19 protein-coding genes and 1 other RNA gene are annotated in these 20,562 nt (G+C 45.4%); 12 read left to right on the top strand and 8 right to left on the bottom strand.

What is annotated here, in order from left to right:
• The first annotated feature begins 21 nt into the window (after window positions 1–21).
• Complete coding sequence (gene rsmA / locus ACLTWA_RS18280; RefSeq protein WP_412329338.1) at window positions 22–894, top strand: 16S rRNA (adenine(1518)-N(6)/adenine(1519)-N(6))-dimethyltransferase RsmA; 873 nt, start codon at window positions 22–24, stop codon at window positions 892–894.
• A gap of 88 nt (window positions 895–982) precedes the next feature.
• Window positions 983–2,716 carry an oleate hydratase gene (locus ACLTWA_RS18275; RefSeq protein WP_412329337.1) on the top strand — a complete coding sequence of 578 codons (1,734 nt, stop codon included), beginning with the start codon at window positions 983–985 and terminating at the stop codon, window positions 2,714–2,716.
• Window positions 2,717–2,878: 162 nt separating this feature from the next.
• Here the strand turns inward: ACLTWA_RS18275 and ACLTWA_RS18270 are convergent, their stop codons facing one another.
• The 7 genes from ACLTWA_RS18270 to nagB form a co-directional block, all read right to left on the bottom strand.
• On the bottom strand, window positions 2,879–3,430 hold the full coding sequence (locus ACLTWA_RS18270; protein ID WP_412329336.1) for a TIGR01440 family protein: 552 nt from the start codon (window positions 3,428–3,430) through the stop codon (window positions 2,879–2,881).
• A 39-nt stretch (window positions 3,431–3,469) separates the two neighbouring features.
• Window positions 3,470–3,889, bottom strand: coding sequence for an HIT family protein (locus tag ACLTWA_RS18265; RefSeq protein ID WP_412329335.1), 420 nt, complete (start codon window positions 3,887–3,889; stop codon window positions 3,470–3,472).
• A 52-nt stretch (window positions 3,890–3,941) separates the two neighbouring features.
• Window positions 3,942–4,346 carry a bacteriohemerythrin gene (locus ACLTWA_RS18260; RefSeq protein WP_412329334.1) on the bottom strand — a complete coding sequence of 135 codons (405 nt, stop codon included), beginning with the start codon at window positions 4,344–4,346 and terminating at the stop codon, window positions 3,942–3,944.
• 64 nt (window positions 4,347–4,410) lie between these two features.
• The gene (locus tag ACLTWA_RS18255; RefSeq protein ID WP_412329333.1) at window positions 4,411–5,421 is read right to left on the bottom strand and encodes an ATP-binding cassette domain-containing protein; all 1,011 of its coding nucleotides are present in this window, start codon (window positions 5,419–5,421) and stop codon (window positions 4,411–4,413) included.
• Complete coding sequence (locus ACLTWA_RS18250) at window positions 5,375–6,232, bottom strand: ABC-2 family transporter protein (RefSeq protein WP_412329332.1); 858 nt, start codon at window positions 6,230–6,232, stop codon at window positions 5,375–5,377. Before ACLTWA_RS18250 ends, ACLTWA_RS18255 begins: the two co-directional genes overlap by 47 nt.
• Window positions 6,225–7,055, bottom strand: coding sequence for a hypothetical protein (locus ACLTWA_RS18245; RefSeq protein ID WP_412329331.1), 831 nt, complete (start codon window positions 7,053–7,055; stop codon window positions 6,225–6,227). Before ACLTWA_RS18245 ends, ACLTWA_RS18250 begins: the two co-directional genes overlap by 8 nt.
• A 369-nt stretch (window positions 7,056–7,424) precedes the next feature.
• Window positions 7,425–8,150, bottom strand: coding sequence for a glucosamine-6-phosphate deaminase (nagB, locus tag ACLTWA_RS18240; RefSeq protein WP_412329330.1), 726 nt, complete (start codon window positions 8,148–8,150; stop codon window positions 7,425–7,427).
• 254 nt (window positions 8,151–8,404) lie between these two features.
• Between nagB and ACLTWA_RS18235 the strand changes: the two genes are divergently transcribed.
• Window positions 8,405–10,483, top strand: coding sequence for a DUF6128 domain-containing protein (locus tag ACLTWA_RS18235; RefSeq protein ID WP_412329329.1), 2,079 nt, complete (start codon window positions 8,405–8,407; stop codon window positions 10,481–10,483).
• Window positions 10,484–10,514: 31 nt separating this feature from the next.
• Here the strand turns inward: ACLTWA_RS18235 and ACLTWA_RS18230 are convergent, their stop codons facing one another.
• Window positions 10,515–11,210, bottom strand: a complete 696-nt coding sequence (locus ACLTWA_RS18230; protein WP_412329328.1) for an anaerobic ribonucleoside-triphosphate reductase activating protein — start codon at window positions 11,208–11,210, stop codon at window positions 10,515–10,517.
• 69 nt (window positions 11,211–11,279) lie between these two features.
• On the opposite strand from ACLTWA_RS18230, the gene tadA reads away from it, so the two are divergent.
• From tadA to ACLTWA_RS18185, 9 genes are all read left to right on the top strand, one after another.
• Window positions 11,280–11,768, top strand: coding sequence for a tRNA adenosine(34) deaminase TadA (tadA, locus tag ACLTWA_RS18225; RefSeq protein ID WP_412329327.1), 489 nt, complete (start codon window positions 11,280–11,282; stop codon window positions 11,766–11,768).
• Between the two features lie 68 nt (window positions 11,769–11,836).
• Window positions 11,837–12,098, top strand: an RNA gene (gene ffs / locus ACLTWA_RS18220) — signal recognition particle sRNA large type.
• Window positions 12,099–12,315: 217 nt separating this feature from the next.
• Window positions 12,316–13,395 (top strand): 6-phosphofructokinase, encoded by a 1,080-nt coding sequence (locus ACLTWA_RS18215; protein ID WP_412329326.1) that lies wholly within the window; start codon window positions 12,316–12,318, stop codon window positions 13,393–13,395.
• A gap of 13 nt (window positions 13,396–13,408) precedes the next feature.
• On the top strand, window positions 13,409–14,977 hold the full coding sequence (gene dnaX / locus ACLTWA_RS18210) for a DNA polymerase III subunit gamma/tau (protein ID WP_412329325.1): 1,569 nt from the start codon (window positions 13,409–13,411) through the stop codon (window positions 14,975–14,977).
• 30 nt (window positions 14,978–15,007) lie between these two features.
• Complete coding sequence (locus tag ACLTWA_RS18205; RefSeq protein ID WP_412329324.1) at window positions 15,008–15,361, top strand: YbaB/EbfC family nucleoid-associated protein; 354 nt, start codon at window positions 15,008–15,010, stop codon at window positions 15,359–15,361.
• Window positions 15,362–15,363: 2 nt separating this feature from the next.
• Window positions 15,364–15,960 (top strand): recombination mediator RecR, encoded by a 597-nt coding sequence (recR, locus tag ACLTWA_RS18200; RefSeq protein ID WP_412329323.1) that lies wholly within the window; start codon window positions 15,364–15,366, stop codon window positions 15,958–15,960.
• 30 nt (window positions 15,961–15,990) lie between these two features.
• Window positions 15,991–18,597, top strand: a complete 2,607-nt coding sequence (locus ACLTWA_RS18195) for a tetratricopeptide repeat protein (protein WP_412329322.1) — start codon at window positions 15,991–15,993, stop codon at window positions 18,595–18,597.
• A 12-nt stretch (window positions 18,598–18,609) separates the two neighbouring features.
• Entirely contained in the window at window positions 18,610–19,443 is an 834-nt protein-coding gene (locus ACLTWA_RS18190) for a Cof-type HAD-IIB family hydrolase (protein WP_412329321.1), read from the top strand.
• 11 nt (window positions 19,444–19,454) lie between these two features.
• The gene (locus ACLTWA_RS18185; RefSeq protein ID WP_412329320.1) at window positions 19,455–20,174 is read left to right on the top strand and encodes a CvpA family protein; all 720 of its coding nucleotides are present in this window, start codon (window positions 19,455–19,457) and stop codon (window positions 20,172–20,174) included.
• Window positions 20,175–20,562 lie beyond the last annotated feature (388 nt).

Genomic DNA, 20,562 nt, shown 5'->3' with positions numbered 1-20,562 from the left:
ACGAGAAAATGGAGGACAAGCATGCCGACACTGGGAAATCCCCAAAAAACCATAGAGATTATTCAAAAGTATGAATTTGCATTCCAGAAAAAGTTCGGGCAGAATTTTTTAATCGATACTCATGTACTGGACAAAATCATTGCAGCAGCAGGGGTAACAAAAGAGGACTGCGTCCTGGAGATCGGTCCGGGAATCGGAACCATGACCCAGTATCTGGCTGAGAGCGCCCGCCATGTGGTTGCTGTGGAGATTGATTCTAACTTAATTCCTATTCTGAATGAGACCCTTGCAGATTATGACAATGTAACGGTGATCCACGGTGATATTTTAAAGGTTGATGTGAATCAGATCATTAATGAATACAACGAAGGGCGCCCCATTAAGGTGGTGGCAAATCTTCCCTATTATATTACTACCCCCATTATCATGGGCCTGTTTGAAGGCATGGTTCCCATCGATAATATTACTGTCATGGTACAAAAGGAGGTGGCAGACCGGATGCAGGTAGGACCCGGCTCCAAGGATTACGGAGCCTTGTCCCTGGCGGTTCAGTATTATGCAGAGCCTTACATCGTGGCAAACGTTCCGCCCAACTGCTTTATGCCCCGTCCCGGGGTGGGTTCGGCGGTGATCCGCCTCACAAGGCATAAGACCTCACCGGTAGAAGTAAAAGAACCGGACCTTATGTTCCGGCTGATCCGGGCCTCCTTTAACCAGAGAAGAAAAACCCTGCAGAATGGATTAAATAATTCTCCGGAAGTTGATTTTTCCAGGGAACAGATCATAGAAGCCATTGAAAGCCTGGGCCTTTCTCCGTCAGTACGGGGGGAAACGTTGACTCTGGAGCAATTTGCGGCTTTAAGCAACTCTTTTACAGATTTAAGAGATAAATAACGGATAAGCTATGTATGGTGACTGATCATTTGAAGTATGATAATATAATCTTATCATGTTGTTTATTTTAGAGAATGGAGTGTTGCTTATGAGGAGAAAAAATGGTATTGGAAAAATGCTTGCATGGGGAGCAGCCGCTGCAGCCGCAGGAATTGCCGCAAAAAAGACCTATGACTATTGCCGCACAAAAAAAGAGAATAAGAAAGATGTTCCTGTAGCGGCAGATGGTGAATGCCTGGATGTGAAGAACAAAAAGGCGTATTTTGTGGGAGGCGGTCTTGGAAGCATGGCCGGCGCCGCATACTTAATCAGAGACTGCGGCATGGCCGGTGAGCAGATCACTATATTTGAAGGTATGCACATCTTAGGCGGAAGCAATGATGGAATCGGAACTCCTGAAAAAGGATTTGTGTGCCGGGGAGGACGTATGTTAAATGAAGAAACATACGAAAACTTCTGGGAATTGTTCCGTTCTATTCCATCCATTGGGAATCCGGGACGAAGCGTGACCGAAGAAATCCTTAATTTTGACCATGCCCATCCGACCCATGCAAAAGCCAGACTGATCGATAAAGACGGAAAGATTCTGGATGTAAAAAGCATGGGATTTACCCAGAAAGAGCGGATGGCCCTGTTAAAGCTTATGAACACAGCGGAAGAAAAGCTTGATGATATGACCATTGAAGAGTGGTTTGCCGATATGCCCCATTTCTTTACAACCAATTTCTGGTATATGTGGCAGACAACCTTTGCCTTTCAGAAGTGGAGCAGCCTCTTTGAATTCCGACGCTATATGCGCCGCATGATTTTGGAATTTTCACGAATCGATACTCTGGAAGGAGTTACAAGGACCCCTCTCAATCAGTACGACAGTGTGATTCGTCCTCTGGAACTGTATTTGAGGAAACAAGGGGTTATTTTTGCGGAAAACTGTACGGTAAAAGATATTGATTTTGCCGATGGAGACGGAATCGTCGCAAAGGTGCTTCATTTGAAGGATCACGGTGTGGAAAGAACGGTAGAATTAGGGGCTGGAGACATCTGCATCATGACCAATGCATGTATGACCGACAGTGCAACTCTTGGCGATCTTCATACGCCTGCTCCGGCTCCTGCCCTAAGACCCATATCCGGGGAACTATGGAGCCGCGTGGCAGCAAAGAAACAGGGACTGGGGAATCCTTATCCGTTCTTTGGTGATGTCCATGAAACAAACTGGGAAAGTTTTACCGTAACCAGCCGGGGCAATAAGCTTTTAAAACTCATCGAAAACTTTTCCGGCAATGTACCGGGAAGCGGTGCTCTTATGACCTTTAAGGATTCCAACTGGCTGATGAGTATCGTAGTAGCTGCCCAGCCTCACTTCATCAATCAGCCCATGGATCAGACCATCTTCTGGGGGTACGGTCTTTATACGGACCAGCCAGGCAACTACGTAAAAAAGCCCATGAAAGACTGTACCGGGGAGGAGATGCTTACCGAGCTGCTCCATCACCTTCATATGGAAGATAAAAAAGAGGAGCTTCTTGCAGATGTGGTCAACGTCATACCATGTATGATGCCGTACGTTGATGCCCAGTTTCAGCCAAGAAAAATGGTGGACCGGCCGAAGGTGGTCCCAGAAGGTTCTGAGAACTTTGCCATGGTCAGCCAGTTTGTAGAGATTCCGGATGACATGGTATTTACGGAAGAGTATTCGGTCCGTGCCGCAAGGATAGCCGTTTATTCCCTTATGGGAGTGAAGAAAAAGATATGCCCCGTCACCCCTTACGTGAAGGACCCGGGGGTTCTGTTAAAAGCGGTCAAGACGTCCTATCGTTAAAAAGATTCCATTCATCAAAAACTCTTAGAATGGATGCAGTTTTTATCTGAACAACTCTGAAAATAGGGTAAAAAATAATCCTCGAAATGATTGAAGCACCATTTCAAGGATTATTTTTATGCCTGAATTTATCTTATCTCACATAGCTTATAAATAAAGTCGTTACTCTAAAGAATCATCATAACAGGCACGTATCCCCCCGATGAATTTAGCTCTGGTCCGGGCGGCCACTACATGCGCAGAGCCGATATACCGGGTCTTGATACGGACAGGAACAGCTACGGCCCGCAGGTGCATGCCGATTAAAGTGTCGCCGATATCGATTCCGGCATGGGCTTTTATCCATTCCACAGCTACCGGCTGAGACAGAGTATGATAGGCTGCTGTCGCAAAGGAGCCTCCGGCCTTTCGCTGAGGAACCACGTTGACAGGCTCGTAGCCATATCGCTCTGCCGCCTCCCGTTCCAGAATCAGGGCGCGGTTTAAGTGTTCGCAGCACTGGGCAGCCACATAGATTCCCTGGGTATGAAATACTTCATAAATGGCTGAGAAAACTTCCTGGCCGATTTCTTCGCTGGAATGAGAGCCGATGCGATGATCTGAGATCTCACTGGTTGAGCAGCCGATGACAACTAGATTACCTTCCTTTAAGCGGGCGGAATCGAATAGCTCTCTGGCAGCTTCAAGCGCCTGCATTCTGATTTCTTCTAACATGACGATATCCTTCCTTTCAGACGGGGGAATATATGCTGCCTATAATGCTTCCCGGATGGCAGCAGCCATTTCCTCATATTCCTTATCCGTAAGATAGACCTTATCCGGATTCATGGCAAAGGTACCGCCCCATTCATCGCCTCCGTTATATTTGGGAACGATGTGCATGTGAAGGTGGCAGCCGGTATCTCCATAAGCGCCGTAATTAACCTTATCCGGATGAAATACTTTATGAACGGCCTTGGAAACCTTGGAGACTTCTGCAAAAAATGCATTCCGTTCTTCATCACTGATATCCACCATTTCGCTTACATGGTCCTTATATGCAAGGATTACTCTGCCTTTTTTGCTCTGCTCCTTAAATAAGTATAGAAAACCGGTTTCCATTTCACAGACCGGATAGCCGAATTTTGCAACCAGATCTCCCTTCATGCAGTATGCACAGTTTGGATCTTTCATAATCATGTACCTTCTTTCTAAGCATGTAATGTTTTGTTTTCTCTGAGGCCTCTTAAGCTTTGCCTTTTAAATGGTTGGCCACCTTTACATCTTCCTTTTTAATATGGTTGATGAGCCACCCGGCAATGGTGCTGTTGACTTCCCCTACCAGTGCCACGGTTGGTCCATCTTTATCAAGCTTCTGGCAGATTCCTGCAACCACCTTTTTGAAATCCTCGTGGTAACGTTTATGATTTGCATAATCAGGGTACTTGCTCTGAATCTGAAGCTTCTCCTCATCGCTGAAGTGTTTAGCCGTATAATCCTGAAGGAATTTGGTGATGTTCGCCAGTTCGCTTCGACCCTTACCGGATGCGCAGGCATTTAGAAGGTTGTTGATTGCATCTATGAGCTGGCGGTGTTCCGTATCAATTAATTGGTTGCCTGTCTCCAGATCTTTTGTAAAAGTATATGCCATATTGATTCCTCCATGAATTGATTTTTACTAACATTTTACACCATAATTTCTAAAATTCCAACCTCTATTTTTCCTTCCAGCTCAAATAAAGATTTGCAACAACATCTTCAATAGGGGCTTTTTTAACTTCCACATCCCGAATTTGTGGAAAACCGGATAAAATTCCTAATACCTGGTGGACAGGAACGGCTTTCCGGTCAAATTCATACTCGTGGATTCCGTTTTCGGAACGAAGCAGTTTCATCCCCGGAAGAGAAAGCGGCGGGTCCTGAGAGGACGTTGTGATCTCGATCCGGTAGAAGCCGCCCAGCACATCCCGAAGTTCATCAAAGTTCCCGTCAAAGGCAATCCTGCCTTTGTTTAACAGCACGATCCTCTGAGCCATCTCTTCCAGATCGTCCATGTCATGGCTGGTGACGACCACAGTCGTTCCCTGTTCTTTGTTGATTTTTTTCAGAAAATGTATCATTTGCTGTTTGGCAAGCACATCCAGACCTAACGTGGGCTCATCAAGAAAAATAAGTTCCGGGCCGTGTAAAAGAAGCATGGCAATATCTGCCCGCATTCGCTGGCCAAGGCTGAGTTCTCTTGCAAATGTTTTTAAAATATCAGTAAGATCCAGCAACCGGGTAACCATATGAAGGTTTCTCTGATAGACTTCATCAGGAATGTTCCAGACCTCCTTTTTCCACTCAAAGCTCGTAATGACGGGATGGTCCCACCATAGCTCCGTCCGCTGGCCAAATAAGATTCCCACCCGTCTCATAAGAGCAATCCGGTCCTTAAGGGGATCCATTCCAAGCACAGAGACCCTTCCTTTCGTAGGCTTAAGAATGCCTGACAGAATTTTGATGGTAGTGCTTTTTCCTGCTCCGTTTGCCCCTGCATAAGCCACGAATTCACCAGAGCTTATGGTAAGGGATACCTGGTCCAGGGCGGTCACTACCCTTTTATCCGGGTGGAACATGTTTTTTATAATATCTTTTGCTTTTCCGCTTCTTTGCCACTGTGTATAATTTTTTGTTACATTATCGATGTCCAAAGCCGGAGTATCTTGGAGAACCATAGGTTGCATAATATTTCATTCCTTTCTTAAAAAGTGTGAGAGCGGCAAATGAGAAAACCGCGGTTACTGCAGGCAGTAAAAGAGCCGGCAGCAGGTTCAATGATGACATGCCTTCCTTTCCAGCCTTCAGGAGTAAAAAAGACGGAAACCAGGCACAAAGCCCGATGGGAAGTATGGTAAGGAATATCCGTTTGACTGCAGGATTTATATTGCCCAGCGGATAGGTTTTTAAGGAAGAGAACATATCTCTTCCAACCATAGAGATTTCCTCCGCAGCCGCCGGAGCGTAAAAAGCCATGCAGGATATAAGATAGAGAAACGAAATGACCAGCAGGCAGGAGCAGACCGCATACAGAAGAAACAGCAGGATCCATAGGGGGCTTATAACCATGGAAGTTATAGAAGCACCGTAAAAGGCAAGACCTGCGCCCAGCAAAAACATGGGTGAGCCGGAAAATGGGCAGAAGCCCTGAGCCAAAAGCTCAGTCCATAAGGGAACCGGCTGGATCATTACGTGGTCAAGCTGCCCCCGCCCGATGATACGGCTGATCATTCCAGAATTATTTCCCACAAAAAATATCATAAAAATTCCATCAATAAAAACGGAGTAGCCCATCATAAACAGAATATCCTCCCGGCTCATACCGGCAAAGTTCTTAAAGTTTGAAGACAAAAGATAAACACCTGCTATGTTGCAGCCGCCGCTTACCACGTCAGAGAAAAGCTGTAAAAAGAAGTACCGTGTGTCACGGAGAAACCACAATAGATCCATTTTTCCGTACTGCCGGAACAGCCGGAAGAGAGTTTTGAAATTATCCACCAAAAGAGACCATCCTTTCTTTGCTTTTTCGAAAAATATAAATGGCTGAAGCCCATAAAATCAGATTCCAAAAAACCTGAAGTCCCAAAATTGCCAGATGATTATCGGCAGAGCCCGTGTATATGGTCAAGGGCCCGTGGGCAATAGAACCAAGTGGCAGCAGGGAGAATAATGTTCCGATTTCCTTGGGAAATAAAGAAAATGGGATCATCTCTCCTGAGAGAAGTGCATATATGGCCTCCCGCACCGCCAGAGCCGCCCAACACCCGTTTTTTAAATGTATGGCAAGAGAAGCAAAAAGCAAATCAATGGCAAACCCGAGAGACGCTGCCAGAATAAGGCTTAAAAAAGCCAGAATGCCATTTGACACTGACGACGGCCAGGGGTCTATACCAAGAAGCGGAGATAAAAGCCACAATGGAAGACCAAAGAACATAAAATTTGGAATCCACCACCGCCCAATGGTTTCTGCAAAAAAGCTTATTTCTACCGGTACGGGCCGAAGAAACCGTCCGATGACAGAGCCTTCCCACAAAGAAGAAGTGGCAGGAGAGATGATGTTTAACTCCTGGTGAAATATGGTTGCCATCAGGGTGTATGTCATCAATTGGTGCAAGGAGGTCCCCTGGGTCAGGGCGCCGCCCTTTTCCAGAGACTTCCAGATAAATATAAGCATGACAAACTGGACGGCCTGAACGAAATAGCCGCCTGCAACGAATAAAAATCCGCCGTCAAATATTTGTTTTGTACACATGAACATTGTGGAACGTATGGCTTTTAGAAGAGAGCCATAACCGGAAAGAATATTATTTTTCTGATTCATGAGTGAAATTCCTCCATTTTGTGCGAAATCATCGATGAAAGTATGATTTTACGTCCGTATAGAACGCCTCATATCGAAAAAATAGCACAAAAAATCCCGGCATACAGCGGCCGGGCAGAATTTCAGTCATACATCAAAATAATTACCGGATGTCAGACAAAATCTGAGGTGAGACGCTGCTTTTTTCGTAAAAATGGGCAGAGTTATACACGGACTGTCCATAGTTACAGAAAATTACAGTAATAAACTTAAGATTCATCCATAATGAAGTTGATTTCATTGTGACCGGTTTCATATCGTCTCACCTCCTTTTCAAAAGAATTTTAAACATCATAACATTTTACTATATAAAAGTCAATAAAGGCAAAATCAGAATTTCGATAAAGCTGCTTCATCCGCAACAATGATCACATCCGGGTGAAGCTGTAAAATAGAAGCAGGAACCCGAGGAGTCACCGGCCCTTTGATGGCCTTCTGCAGAATATCCGCTTTATCGCCTCCGCTTACTACCAGTAAGATCTTTTTGGCTCTCATGATGGTGCCGATGCCCATGGTATATGCCTGTCTGGGAACCTCATCAATGGATTTAAAAAAACGCTTATTGGCTTCGATGGTGCTTTCCTGAAGGTCAACAATGTGTGTATCCTTCGGAAAGATATCGGAAGGCTCATTGAAACCGATGTGTCCGTTGTGACCCAGTCCGAGAAGCTGTAAATCGATGCCGCCCAGGTTTTGTATGGCTTCTTCGTAGCGGGCTGCTTCTTTTTGCGCGTCGGGTTCCGTTCCATCGGGAATATTTGTATTTATTTCTTTGATGTTTACATGGCGAAACAGATTTTCATGCATAAAGTGATAATAACTCTGGTCATTGTCCCGGGCCAGCCCCTTATATTCGTCAAGATTCGCCGTTTTGACCTGAGAAAAGTCCAAATCTCCCTTATTGTACCATTCGACCAGCTGCTTGTAGATGCCAACCGGTGTGGACCCGGTTGCCAGTCCCAAAACACAGTTTGGTTTCATGATGACCTGTGCAGAAATAATGTTGGCTGCTTTGCGGCTCATATCATAATAATCTTTTGCGCGATAAAGCTTCATTTCTTTATCCCTCCGTTGATTGGAAAAAATTTTTATTTTATTCTTCCAACAGGATAACATTTTTATGCCATGGTTGCAATGGTATTTTGCATAAAAAGGCTATTTCCCTCTGCCGCTAGTTCAAGGCCGCTGCATTTCCAAATTATTTCAAACTAAGGGATAGTCAGGATTTCCCTGTTTTATAAGAAATTTTAAACAATTTCTGTCATGGAAAAATATCCCTTTGCATAAAATAACTATAAAGGAGTGGTGGCATGTCTAACTATCGAAGACTAATCTCATATATTTATGCCTACGAAGGCGGAATCAAAGGAAAAAACATCGGATTTGCCAAGATAGAGACGAGAGGAATCCAGTGCAAGATTACGGTAAGTGTCAAACGGATTTATGTGGGAGGCAATGATATTGGGGTGTACTTATTAGCCGGAGAGCAGGAAATATATCTTGGAAATATTTTTATCCGAGGTGGTTCTGGTGAATTCAGAACTGTGGTATCAGCTAGTGATATCGAGCATTCCGGCGTTACCGTGGATCAGTGCTTCGGACTGACCATCCACGACGTAAAGAATACATGGCGTTCCTATACGACCATATGGGAAGACGCTGTTGCCCATGCAGCTGAAGTTGAATTAAATAAAGCGTCCCAATCCGAACCGGATGCGGATCGGCCTGCAATATCAGAAGAGCAGATTAAAAAAGCTGTCCGTGAAATTGAAGAGGAATTTCCTTTGCAGTCAAGTGAAGCCACAGAAGATAAAGAAGAATCTCCCACCCAGACCTTAACAATGGACCGTGAGGAGACACCTTTGAAGACAGAGACGGTAGAGACGGAAGAGGTTTTAGATGTCTCTTTATCAGGAGTCACCGGCCCAACGGGAGCCCGGCCGCCAGTACCAACAGGAGCCACAGGCCCAACAGGAACACAACCGGTTATGCCAGGGGCCACCGGTCCAACGGGAGCCCGGCCATCAATACCAACAGGAGCTACAGGTCCAACAGCCGCCCGGCCGTCAGTATCAACAGGAACCACCGGTCCAACGGCAGCGCAGCCGTCAATGCCAACGGGAGCCACAGGCCCAACAGTCGCCCAGCCGTCAGTACCAACAGGAACCACAGGCCCAACAGCCGCCCAGCCCCAGGTACCAACAGGAACCACAGGCCCAACAAGTGCCCGTCCTGCAACTTCACCTGGGATGACAGGCCCTGTGCGGGGAACGAATCCACAGTCAGTACCGACAATAACAGGCCCGATGCAAATCACCCGTCCGACTCCAACAGGACCTGTCCCAATCACCAATCCAGCCATGAGAGGACCAATACCAGGGGTCCGTCCGGCAACGACAGGTCCAACAGCCCCGGGATCACAAGTTCCAGGCCCTACGATCACCGGTCCTACCGCAGGCTGGGATCAGGGAGTACCACCCTTTAACACAGGGCCGGTACCAGGATCAAGGACGGTTACGCCCGGCCAGGTACCCGGCTGGTGGCAGACACCAATGCCATCTTCTACCGGTCCTGTTCCAGGTGTGCCTCAGATGAACAGGCCCATCAGTTCCGATCCGGTTCCTTCCGCCACAGGCCCCATGTCCCAGGAGTGGAAGAAACCCGGACAGGAAGAAAAAGCAGATATTCAGGAAAAGGACCACCTGAACAGTGAAACTCAGGAAGATGAATCTCAGGAAAATGAAATTCAAGAAAATGAAATTCAGGAAAATGAAATTCAGGAAAATGAAACTCAGGAAAATGAAATTCATGACAAAAAAACCGGTCAGGTAAGCGCAGAAGCGGTAGCCGCCAGAAAGCTATCTGAGGAAGAACAACCGGCAGCCCCCGGAAAAACCCTTCTCTACCGGGCGGATGCAGTGGTTAAAGAGGCAACGGAAACCAAAATGGAGACACCAAAATTGGGAAATCCGGATGAATTAGAGCGTCTTCGTCAGAATGAAGACCAGGAGGAAAATCCCCATACGGTTGTGTGGGAAAAACTGAGACGGGAACATACAAGGATACTTGCTTTTGACTATGAAGATGGTTGTGAGATTCTGACCATTAAACCACAGGATATCGGTCTTCTTCCAAGAGATACCTGGGTTTACGGCAATAACAGTTTCCTTCTCCACGGATATTATAATTATCGGTACTTAATCCTTGCAAAGCTTTTCAATCCAAACGGAACCCCTCGCTATTTGCTGGGAGTTCCCGGCCATTATTACAGCAATGAGCGCTACATGGCATCCATGTTCGGCTTCCCGAACTTTGTGCTGTCAAAAGAGCAGCCGGTGGAAGACGGAAGATTTGGCTTTTGGTATACGGATATAAAATTAGGGGGCTGATAAAGCCCCCTGTCTGTATTTACATATGTTTTCATGGGTCAACTCCCCGGAGTGCCGAATTTGGAACCGATGGCTTTACAATACTGAGAAATTCCTCTAATTCACTTTTGGAAAATGATTCAAATCCCGGACATAAGACCTCTTCCGATTCTTTGTAGTTCTGGAGAAAATAAGAAGATGGGCCTTTCAGCCATTTCCCGATATCCATAAAATCCTCAGCACTGTGAATTCCTTTGACCACTGTGGTCCGAAATTCCCATGGAACATGCCCTTCCATTAAAAATTCAGCACTTTTTTCCACCTGCTTCATCCGCATTCCCGAAAAACCGGAAGCCATTTCATAATTGTTTCTTCCCGCTTTAATATCCATTGCCACATAGTCCACCAGTCTATGGGAAACCAGTTTTTTTAACACCTCCGGCCGATAGCCATTGGTATCCAGCTTAATGAGATATCCCAGATCCTTCCCTTTTTTCAAAAAGGCTTCCAAATCTGCCTGAAGAGTGGGTTCTCCTCCGGTAACGCAGATTCCTTCTAAAATTCCCTTTCGTTTTTGCAGGAAACCAAGTATTTCCTCCTCTGAAAAAAGCGGTTTTGCATCATTTCCGATCAGCCCGCTGTTATGGCAGAAGGGACACCTAAAGTTGCAGCCGCCGAGAAAAATAGTAGCAGCAACGTGGCCTGGATAATCCAGAAGGGTGGTCTTTTGAAGTCCACAGAGTTTCATACCTTCACCATTCCTTTGTTTCGTGTTATACTGACATTATACCATAATAAAGAACAAAGAGGAACGAATATGACCACAGATGAAAAGTATATGCGTGCAGCCATTGTTCAGGCGAAAAAAGCCAGCGCCATCGGTGAAGTCCCCATCGGCTGTGTCATTGTTTATGAAAATAAAATTATCGCCCGCGGCTATAACCGCCGAACCATAGATAAAAATGTCCTCTCCCACGCAGAAATCAATGCCATAAAAAAAGCCTGTAAAATAATTGGAGACTGGAGGCTGGAAGGCTGCACCATGTATGTGACACTGGAGCCGTGCCCCATGTGTGCCGGAGCCATCGTTCAGGCAAGAATACCCAGAGTAGTCATTGGCTGCATGAACCAGAAAGCCGGATGTGCCGGATCCATTCTGGATATGCTGCACGAGTCCCGGTTCAATCATCAGGTGGAGACAGAGACCGGAGTTTTAGGAGATGACTGTTCCCATATGATGAAAGAATTTTTCAAAGAATTACGGGAAAAGAAAAAACAGAAACTGGAAGAGGCAAATACCCCGTAAATCCTTGACAATCGGGGCATTTCCATGTATACTTAACAGCGATTCAACCAAAACATGTCATAAAGCTTCCGTGCAGCCGGGGAGATAGCGGTGCCCTGTACCTGCAATCCGCTCCAGCAGGGGTGATGTCTCACCCAGGGCCGGCTATTGCAGGGCTGCCCCTGATAAGTGGCGATGACGTTTGGGTCTTACGCAACAGAACTTCGTGAACCGTGTCAGGGCAGGAATGCAGCAGCACTAAATGAATGATTCTGTGTGCCGTGAGGGAGCCTGGACTGAGTTTACTGTCAGGGTAACGCCTGTGATAGCGGTTCAAAGTGAGACGCACGGATTTAATATAATAATGATCGGACACCGGGAAGCAGAGAGCTGTTTAGCGGTGTCTTTTTACAATTCATGAATACCATTTTTAATATTTTCTTACTTTTCTTATTTCATGCAGTTTCCCCTTGCCCGCCATTCCCCTTTGTATTATAATTGAGAATAAAATGGGTATAATAGTACCTATTTCTCAATGACAAATCTATTAAAGATGAGGTGCGCTTTCATGATGAGAATTGGAATGCTTACAAGCGGGGGAGACTGTCAGAGTTTAAACGCTACCATGCGTGGCGTGGCAAAAGCGCTGTACCGGATTTCAAACGACATAGAGATCATAGGATTTGAAGATGGCTATAAAGGCCTTATTTATTCAGATTACCGCGTAATGAAACAGGAAGAATTTTCAGGAATCTTAACAAAGGGCGGAACCATTCTTGGCACCTCCAGACAGCCGTTCAAGCTTATGCGTACCCCGGATAATAATGGTCTTGATAAGGTGGAAGCTATGAAGAACACCTATAGAAAGCTGAAATTAGAATGTCTGGTTGTTTTAGGCGGCAATGGAAGCCAGAAGACAGCCAATCTTCTTCGGGAGGAAGGACTTAATGTTGTTTCTCTTCCAAAGACAATTGATAATGATTTGTGGGGAACCGATATGACCTTTGGTTTCCAAAGTGCTGTCAATGTAGCAACCAATGCCATTGACTGCATTCATACGACAGCCGCTTCCCATGGCAGGGTTTTTATTGTGGAAGTAATGGGCCATAAGGTCGGTTGGCTCACGTTATATGCAGGCATTGCAGGAGGAGCGGATATCATACTTCTTCCTGAGATCCCTTACGATCTCGATATAGTCATCAATGCCTTAAAAACCAGAACAAAGAACGGCAAAAAGTTTTCCATTATTGCTGTGGCAGAAGGGGCAATTTCAAAAGAAGATGCCTTACTTACAAAAAAAGAGCTGAAAGAAAAAAAGAAGAGCGGAGCGATCTATCCTTCCATCGCATATGAGATAGGAGCCATGATCACAGAACGGACAGGCCAGGAAGTACGGGTCACTGTACCGGGCCATATGCAAAGAGGCGGAGATCCCTGTCCTTATGACCGGGTCTTATCTACCCGGCTCGGTGCAGAAGCCGCCATGCTCATAAAGAACAAAGATTATGGAAATATGGTAGTGGTTAAGAACAATGAAATTGTGAAGATGCCGCTTGCCGATATTGCCGGCAAATTAAAAACAGTCGATCCCCGGAGCTCCATCGTCAGGGAAGCCAAGATGATAGGAATCAGTTTCGGGGACGAATAAGGAGTTTATAAGCATGTCATATACGGCATTGTATCGGAAATGGCGTCCTTCCTCCTTTTCAGATGTAAAAGGACAGGACCATATCGTACAAACATTAAAAAACCAGATAGTATCCGGACGTATCGGGCATGCATATCTGTTTTGCGGAACCAGAGGAACCGGTAAGACCAGTATAGCAAAGATATTTGCCAAAGCGGTCAACTGTGAGCACCCTGAAGACGGCAGTCCATGCGGGGAATGCGGGACCTGTAAAGGCATCACAGCCGGGGCTTCCTTAAATGTGGTCGAGATCGATGCAGCGTCCAATAACGGCGTGGAGAACATCAGGGATATCAGAGATCAGGTCCAGTATCCCCCTACAGAAGGAAAATACCGGGTTTATATCATTGACGAGGTTCATATGCTTTCTACAGGAGCATTTAATGCACTGTTAAAGACTCTGGAAGAGCCTCCGTCCTATGTCATATTCATCCTGGCGACTACGGAAGTCCAGAAGATTCCGGTGACGGTTTTGTCACGGTGCCAGAGATATGATTTTAAGCGTATTACAGTAGATACCATTGCGGATCATTTAAAAGGCCTTACAGCGGCAGAGCACATTCAGGTAGAAGACAGAGCCATTACTTATATTGCAAAAGCTGCAGACGGCGCACTTCGGGATGCCCTCAGTCTTCTGGATCAGTGCATTGCCTTTCATTACGGAGAAGTACTTACCTATGATAATGTACTTGATGTGCTGGGAGCAGTGGATATAACCGTATACGGAAAACTTTTCCGTGCGGTTACAGAGAACCGGACGAAGGATTGCATCACCTGTCTGGAAGAACTGGTGATACAGGGCAGGGAGCTGGGGCAGTTTGTTGTTGATTTTATCTGGTATTTAAGAAATCTTCTGATTTTAAAATCTGTTGATGAGGGAGACACGCTGCTTGATATGTCAACAGAAAATCAGGCGGTTCTAAAAGAAGACAGTGCCCGGGTGGACCAGGAGACCCTTCTTCGTTATATCCGGGTGTTCTCCGATCTGTCCAATCAGCTCCGCTATGCATCCCAGAAGCGGGTTCTTATCGAGGTGGCTATTATAAAACTTACCCGTCCGCAGATGGAACAGAATCTGGATTCTCTGATTGAACGCATCAAAAGCATTGAAAAGCAGCTGGAGAATGGTGTGGCTGTAAAAGAGGCCCCCAAGGAAGCTTTACCACCGGCCGGGGAGCTTACTCCGGCAGAACGGGTCACTCTTCCAAAAGGACAGCTGGAGGATTTGAATCTGATCCGCAGTGAATGGGGGAAGATTATCCGGGAATTAGGCGGTCCTATCCGGGCCAGTTTTCGCGATACCGTAGTAGAGCCTGCAGGCGAAAGCTGCCTGTGTGTGGTATTTTCAGATCAGAGCAACTACATGATCGGAAGCCGGGATACTACGATTTCAGAGATTGAGCGGTACGTGGAAGACCATTACAAGAAGACGATTGAATTTAAAACAAGGCTCCGCGGCGGAGGCGAAAGGCTGGATACCATATACGTCAGCGATGAAGAGTTAAAAGCGAATATTTTAATGGATATCACAATAGAAGAATAAAAAGAACAGGAAATCAGGAGGATATACACCATGGCAAAACGTGGAGGTTTTCCGGGCGCAATGCCTGGCAATATGAACAATTTAATGAAGCAGGCGCAGAAGATGCAGCGCCAGATGGAAGAGACAACAAAGGAACTGGAAGAAAAGGAATATACAGCAACAGCAGGCGGCGGAGCCGTTTCTGTTACAGTTTCCGGAAAAAAAGAAGTTACGTCTGTAAAATTGTCCAAAGAAGTAGTGGACCCTGATGATATCGAGATGCTGGAAGACCTTATTATGGCTGCCACCAACGAGGCATTTCGCCAGATGGAAGAGGAAAGCAGTGCTGCCATGTCCAAGCTGACCGGCGGTCTTGGCGGCCTGGGCGGAGGCTTTCCGTTCTAATTATGGATTATTTCAGCAGTCAGATAACCAAATTGATTGGAGAACTGTCAAAGCTTCCGGGCATTGGCAGTAAATCCGCACAGCGCCTGGCGTTTCACATTATTAATATGCCGGAAGAACAAGTGGCAGGCCTTGCTTCATCCATTACAGAAGCAAAACGCAATGTACATTACTGCAAGGAATGCTTTACCCTGACAGATCAGGAACGATGCCCTATTTGCAAAAGCGAAAAACGCAATCACAAGGTAATCATGGTTGTGGAAGATACAAGAGATTTAGCAGCATATGAAAAAACCGGAAAGTTTGAAGGCGTTTACCATGTTCTTCATGGAGCCATTTCCCCTATGCTGGGAATCGGACCGGGAGATATCAAGCTAAAGGAACTGATGCAGAGACTGCAGGGAGACGTGGAAGAGGTGATTATAGCAACCAATTCCAGCCTTGAAGGAGAGACGACAGCTATGTATATCAGCAAGCTGATCAAACCTACAGGAATCAGAGTTACCCGTATAGCCAGCGGAGTTCCCGTTGGAGGAGACTTAGAGTACATAGATGAGGTGACATTGTTACGGGCCCTGGAAGGCAGGGTCGAGCTGTAACCTATTTGCCTTGTTAGGAGATGCAAAATAATGGATAAGTACGAGTTTAATATAAAGGTTGAACAGATAAAAAAACTGGTTGGCAAAAACGACTATGAGACGGCGATGAAGATTGCTGATACAATAGACTGGAGAAGAGTCCGCAACACCAATCTGCTATCCATGGTCGCCATGGTATATGAAAAGAATGAAGATTATCAGGAAGCCAAGGATATCTTGCTTCAGGCGTTTGAACGTGCCCCCATCGGAAAGCGGCTGCTGTATAAACTTGCGGAGCTGGCAATCAAAGAGGGAAATATCGAAGAAGCAGAAGCGTATTATAAAGAGTTTGGGGATCTGGCATCTGAGGACCCCAGGCAGCAGCTTCTGCGCTATATGATATTAAAATCCAAAGGAGCACCCGCCCAGCAGCTCATTCATTCCCTTGAGTCCTACACAAGTGTAGAGCTTGATGAAAAATGGCTGTATGAACTGGCTGAATTATATAGTCTTGCAGGCATGCCGGACCGCTGTGTAGAAACCTGTGACCGGATTATGCTTATGTTTGGCCTCGGAAAATATGTAGACAAGGCGATGGAACTAAAGATACAGTATGCCCCTCTTACGAATTATCAGATGGATCTTGTGGAGAACCGGGACAAATACGAAGCAAAGCTGCGTGCCGTAGAGCAGGAATACCGTTCCGGAAGACCGCTTGATGAAGAGCCGGAAGAAGAGTATTATGATGAAGAACCTGCTTCCGGGGATTCTGATCTGATGTATCAGGCAAATCCCATGACTTCCGACATCGAAGCCTCCATGCAGGTGGCTGAGGTTCAGGAAACCCTTGCAAGAGAGATGTCTAAAATCTCATACGATGAACCCGTGATGCAGGAAGAAAGCAGAATGGAACACACGAGAGTGTTGGAAGATATTCGAAGAGTGGGCCGCCCCATGACTTCCATTAAGAGGCCCAGAGGAGTCTATATTCCGGAAGAGGAAGAAACGGCAGAGTCCTTTTCAGAACCTGTAATCGAAGAAGAGGAACCGGAAGCACCTGGTCTTGATGAATCCGCAATGGCCCGGTATAATGAACCGGAGTATGAATATGACAGCTACGAAGAAGAAAATCAGTTTGCAGCCAATAACCAGTATACATCAGGGAATGGCTATGAAAGTAACCGTGTTTATGAAGAAGCTGCGGACTCTGAAGAAGATGGAGCTTATGCAGGAGAAGGCGATCGTGGGGATACCTTTGCTTATGCGGAAGATAAACCTCATGTTGATCACCCTATGTATGCAGAAGACGATGAGCAAATACAAGAGAATGCCTATTTAGGCGATGATCCTTATTTGAATAATCATATGGAAGATAACTCTTACGCAGACGACACCATTGCTTCCGCCGATTATAAGAATGAATCATCGGATAATTACCAGAATCCGGAATACGCTGCCCGTCAGGCTGCCATAACTGCCGAAGATATGCAAGAATATGCCTCCCAGCCTGAGATCCCATACAAACTGCATTCAACCGGGAGTGAAGCCTTAGCAGAATCTAAAGAAAGTATCAACCAAACCTCAAGGTTCATTCAGGAGAATGATCTGGAATTTGAAGATCTTTATGAGGAAGAAGATGATATGGAAGAGATTCCGGTCCGCAACCACTTAATGATCGAAGCAAGAACCCCTGAAAAAGGACTTCAAATAGCAGTCGAAGCATTAAAACAGATTCATAAAGAAAACGGATTAAAGAATCCGGTTGCCAAAATCACCGGTTCCAAATTATCCAAGCGCGGAGTAATGTCATGCGCGGACAAGCTGGCAGGAAAAGATCTTGTGATTGAAGAAGCAGGAGATCTTACTCCGGCCGCACTGAATGAACTGAATGTGCTGATGGAGCGTGACAACAGCGGAATGATTGTTGTTCTCATTGACAATCCCAAGCAGATGGAGATGCTTCACCAGGAGCATTCGGTCCTTGCCAGTAAATTCGAGTGCATCGGAAGCGGAGAAGCGGAAGCAGACCCTGCTCCGCAAGAACCCCCTTCCTATAAAAACCAGCTTTTAAGAGAAGAGGCATATAATGACTACGGAAAATCTGCCTTAAGTCAGCAGGAATCATATGCGGATGATGGTCAGGACGATGCTTACGTTCAGGAAGAAAGTTACCTTCAGGACAATGCCTATGACCAGGAAGGCAGTTACAATCAGAATGATGCCAACCGGAAAGAAGCAGCTCCTAAGAGGAAAAGATTCTTTCAGTCAAACCGTGCAAACCAGCAGGAAAAATCGTTCCGGCCCATAAATAATTATCAGCAGAGTGATTCTTATCAGCCTGGAAATGAATATGCACCGGCAGCTTCTTCTCACAATGAAGAGATGGATCTTGATGAGTTTGCACAATACGCCTGCCGTTATGCCAATGAAATTGATTGCAGCATTACAGGAAAAAGTATGCTCGCATTATACGAAAGAATTGAAATCATGGAGGAAGATGGCATCCCGCTGACCAGAGAGAATGCCGAAAGCCTGATAGAAGAAGCAGCAGACCGTGCAGAAAAGCCATCCATAGGAAAGCGGATTAAAGGCCTGTTTTCTACTAAATACGATAAAGATGGCCTGCTGGTCTTAAAAGAAGAACATTTCATATATTAACGGAGTATAAAATTGAATATTAAACTTATTGCACTAGACTTGGACGGAACCCTTCTGGACAGCCGAAAGCAGCTATCCGAAGCGAACCGTCAGGCTCTGTACCGATGTATTGAGAACGGCATCTGGGTTGTTCCCTGCACCGGCCGGGCCGTAGATGGAATTCCATCAGAAGTAATAAACATTCCTGGTGTCCGTTACACAATCACTACCAACGGGGCTGTCATATATGATATAAAAGAAGATACAGTAATGGATACCTGTATGCTGCCATGGGAACTTGCTCTGGAGATTTTGGAGTTTTTAGACTCCCGCCACGTGATGTACGATCCTTATATCGACCGTCGTGGAATCACAGAGCCCCGTTTTATTGAAAATCTATCTGACTATGGCCTGTCTTTGGAATTACAAAAGATGGTGAAAATGACCAGGGACATCTACCCGAACATCATAGAGTATGTAAAGAAGTCTCATAAGCCCGTAGAGAAAATCAATCTATTCTTTTCGGATATGGAAGAACGGGAAAAACTAAGAGCGGAACTTAAAAAAAGAGATGATATTCTTGTAACCTCTTCCATGCCCAACAACCTGGAAATCAATGCCCCCGGTGCAACCAAAGGAGAAGCAATTCGCCGACTGGCTGCCCATCTGGGAATAGATATGAAACAGACCATGGCGATAGGAGACGGAGAAAATGATTTCACCATGATCCGAATGGCAGGAGTCGGCGTTGTTATGAAAAATGGAAGCGATGAATTACGTGCAGAAGCAGATTACGTTACAGATAGCAATGATGAAAGCGGAGTAGCCTCCGCCATTACCAGGTTAATATTTGGTGCTGAACTATGACGAGGATTTATATGGAAAACTGGTTATCAGTAATTGTTGGTGTTTATCTTATAGGAATGATTTTATACGGTCATCACAGAGGATTTATCCGGTTGGTTGTGTCTATGCTGGCGCTGGTTCTTTCATTGGCCATTGTCCGTGTCTCGTTACCGGTTGTAACGGATTATTTAAAGGAACACACCGGCCTTCAACAGACAATTTCAGAAAGTATGAAAAAATCCATTGGACTGCAGGAAGAAGAAGGTTCCGGTGAGGGTTCATCCGAAGTGCCATCTGTCCAGCGGACAGTCATTGAAGAACTGAATTTACCTCAGACAATGAAAAATGCCCTGATTGAAAATAATAACAGTGAAATATATCAGATGCTGGGGGTACAGGCATTTACCGATTATATAGGGAGCTACCTTGCAAACAAGATATTAAACTCTGTAGGTTTTATTGTTTTATTTGCCGTCGTATACGTGGCTATAAAACTGATTGCAGGCTGGCTGGATATTATATCACGTTTACCCATTCTTTCGGGCATCAACAAAATTGCAGGTGCATTGCTGGGCGGAATTCAGGGACTGGTGTTTGTATGGCTGGCCTGTATCCTTATCACGGCCTTTTCCGGTACGTCATGGGGACTTCTGCTTTCTCAGCAGATCGAAGCCAGCAAGTGGCTATCCTATTTATACAGTCATAATTTTTTAAATCTGATGGTTTTAGGGGTTCTCCAGGGGTTCCAATAAGAAAAAAGTTGTATTTATCATATGTGCAATTAAAACAAATCTACAAATAAAGGTGGTAAAAGCCCTGTTTGTAGATTTTTTCATTTCCAGCCAAATGCAGAAAAATCTATATTAGTACCCTATATATAGAGGGAAAAACGATCTTATAAAAATTGTTTGAACAAATGGAACAAATTCCCTTGACAATATCTTTAGGACATGTTATATTATAGTTCCGATGCGGAATACTCCACATCAGCAATCAAATCAAGCGATTGAAAAAAATAAAAAAGTTGTTGACAAGCGAACGGCTGCATGATATACTACATGAGTTGCTGATCGACAAGATAACAGCAAAAAGCACTTTGAAAACAGAAGATTGAACAGTATGTAAAACCCTGAAAATTCT

Origin of the sequence: Lacrimispora sp., from assembly GCF_046972725.1 — a bacterium.
In the GTDB taxonomy this organism is placed as follows: Bacteria; Bacillota; Clostridia; order Lachnospirales; family Lachnospiraceae; genus Lacrimispora.
Note: the sequence above shows the minus strand (reverse complement) of the source record. Positions and strands in the feature narration are given on the sequence as shown.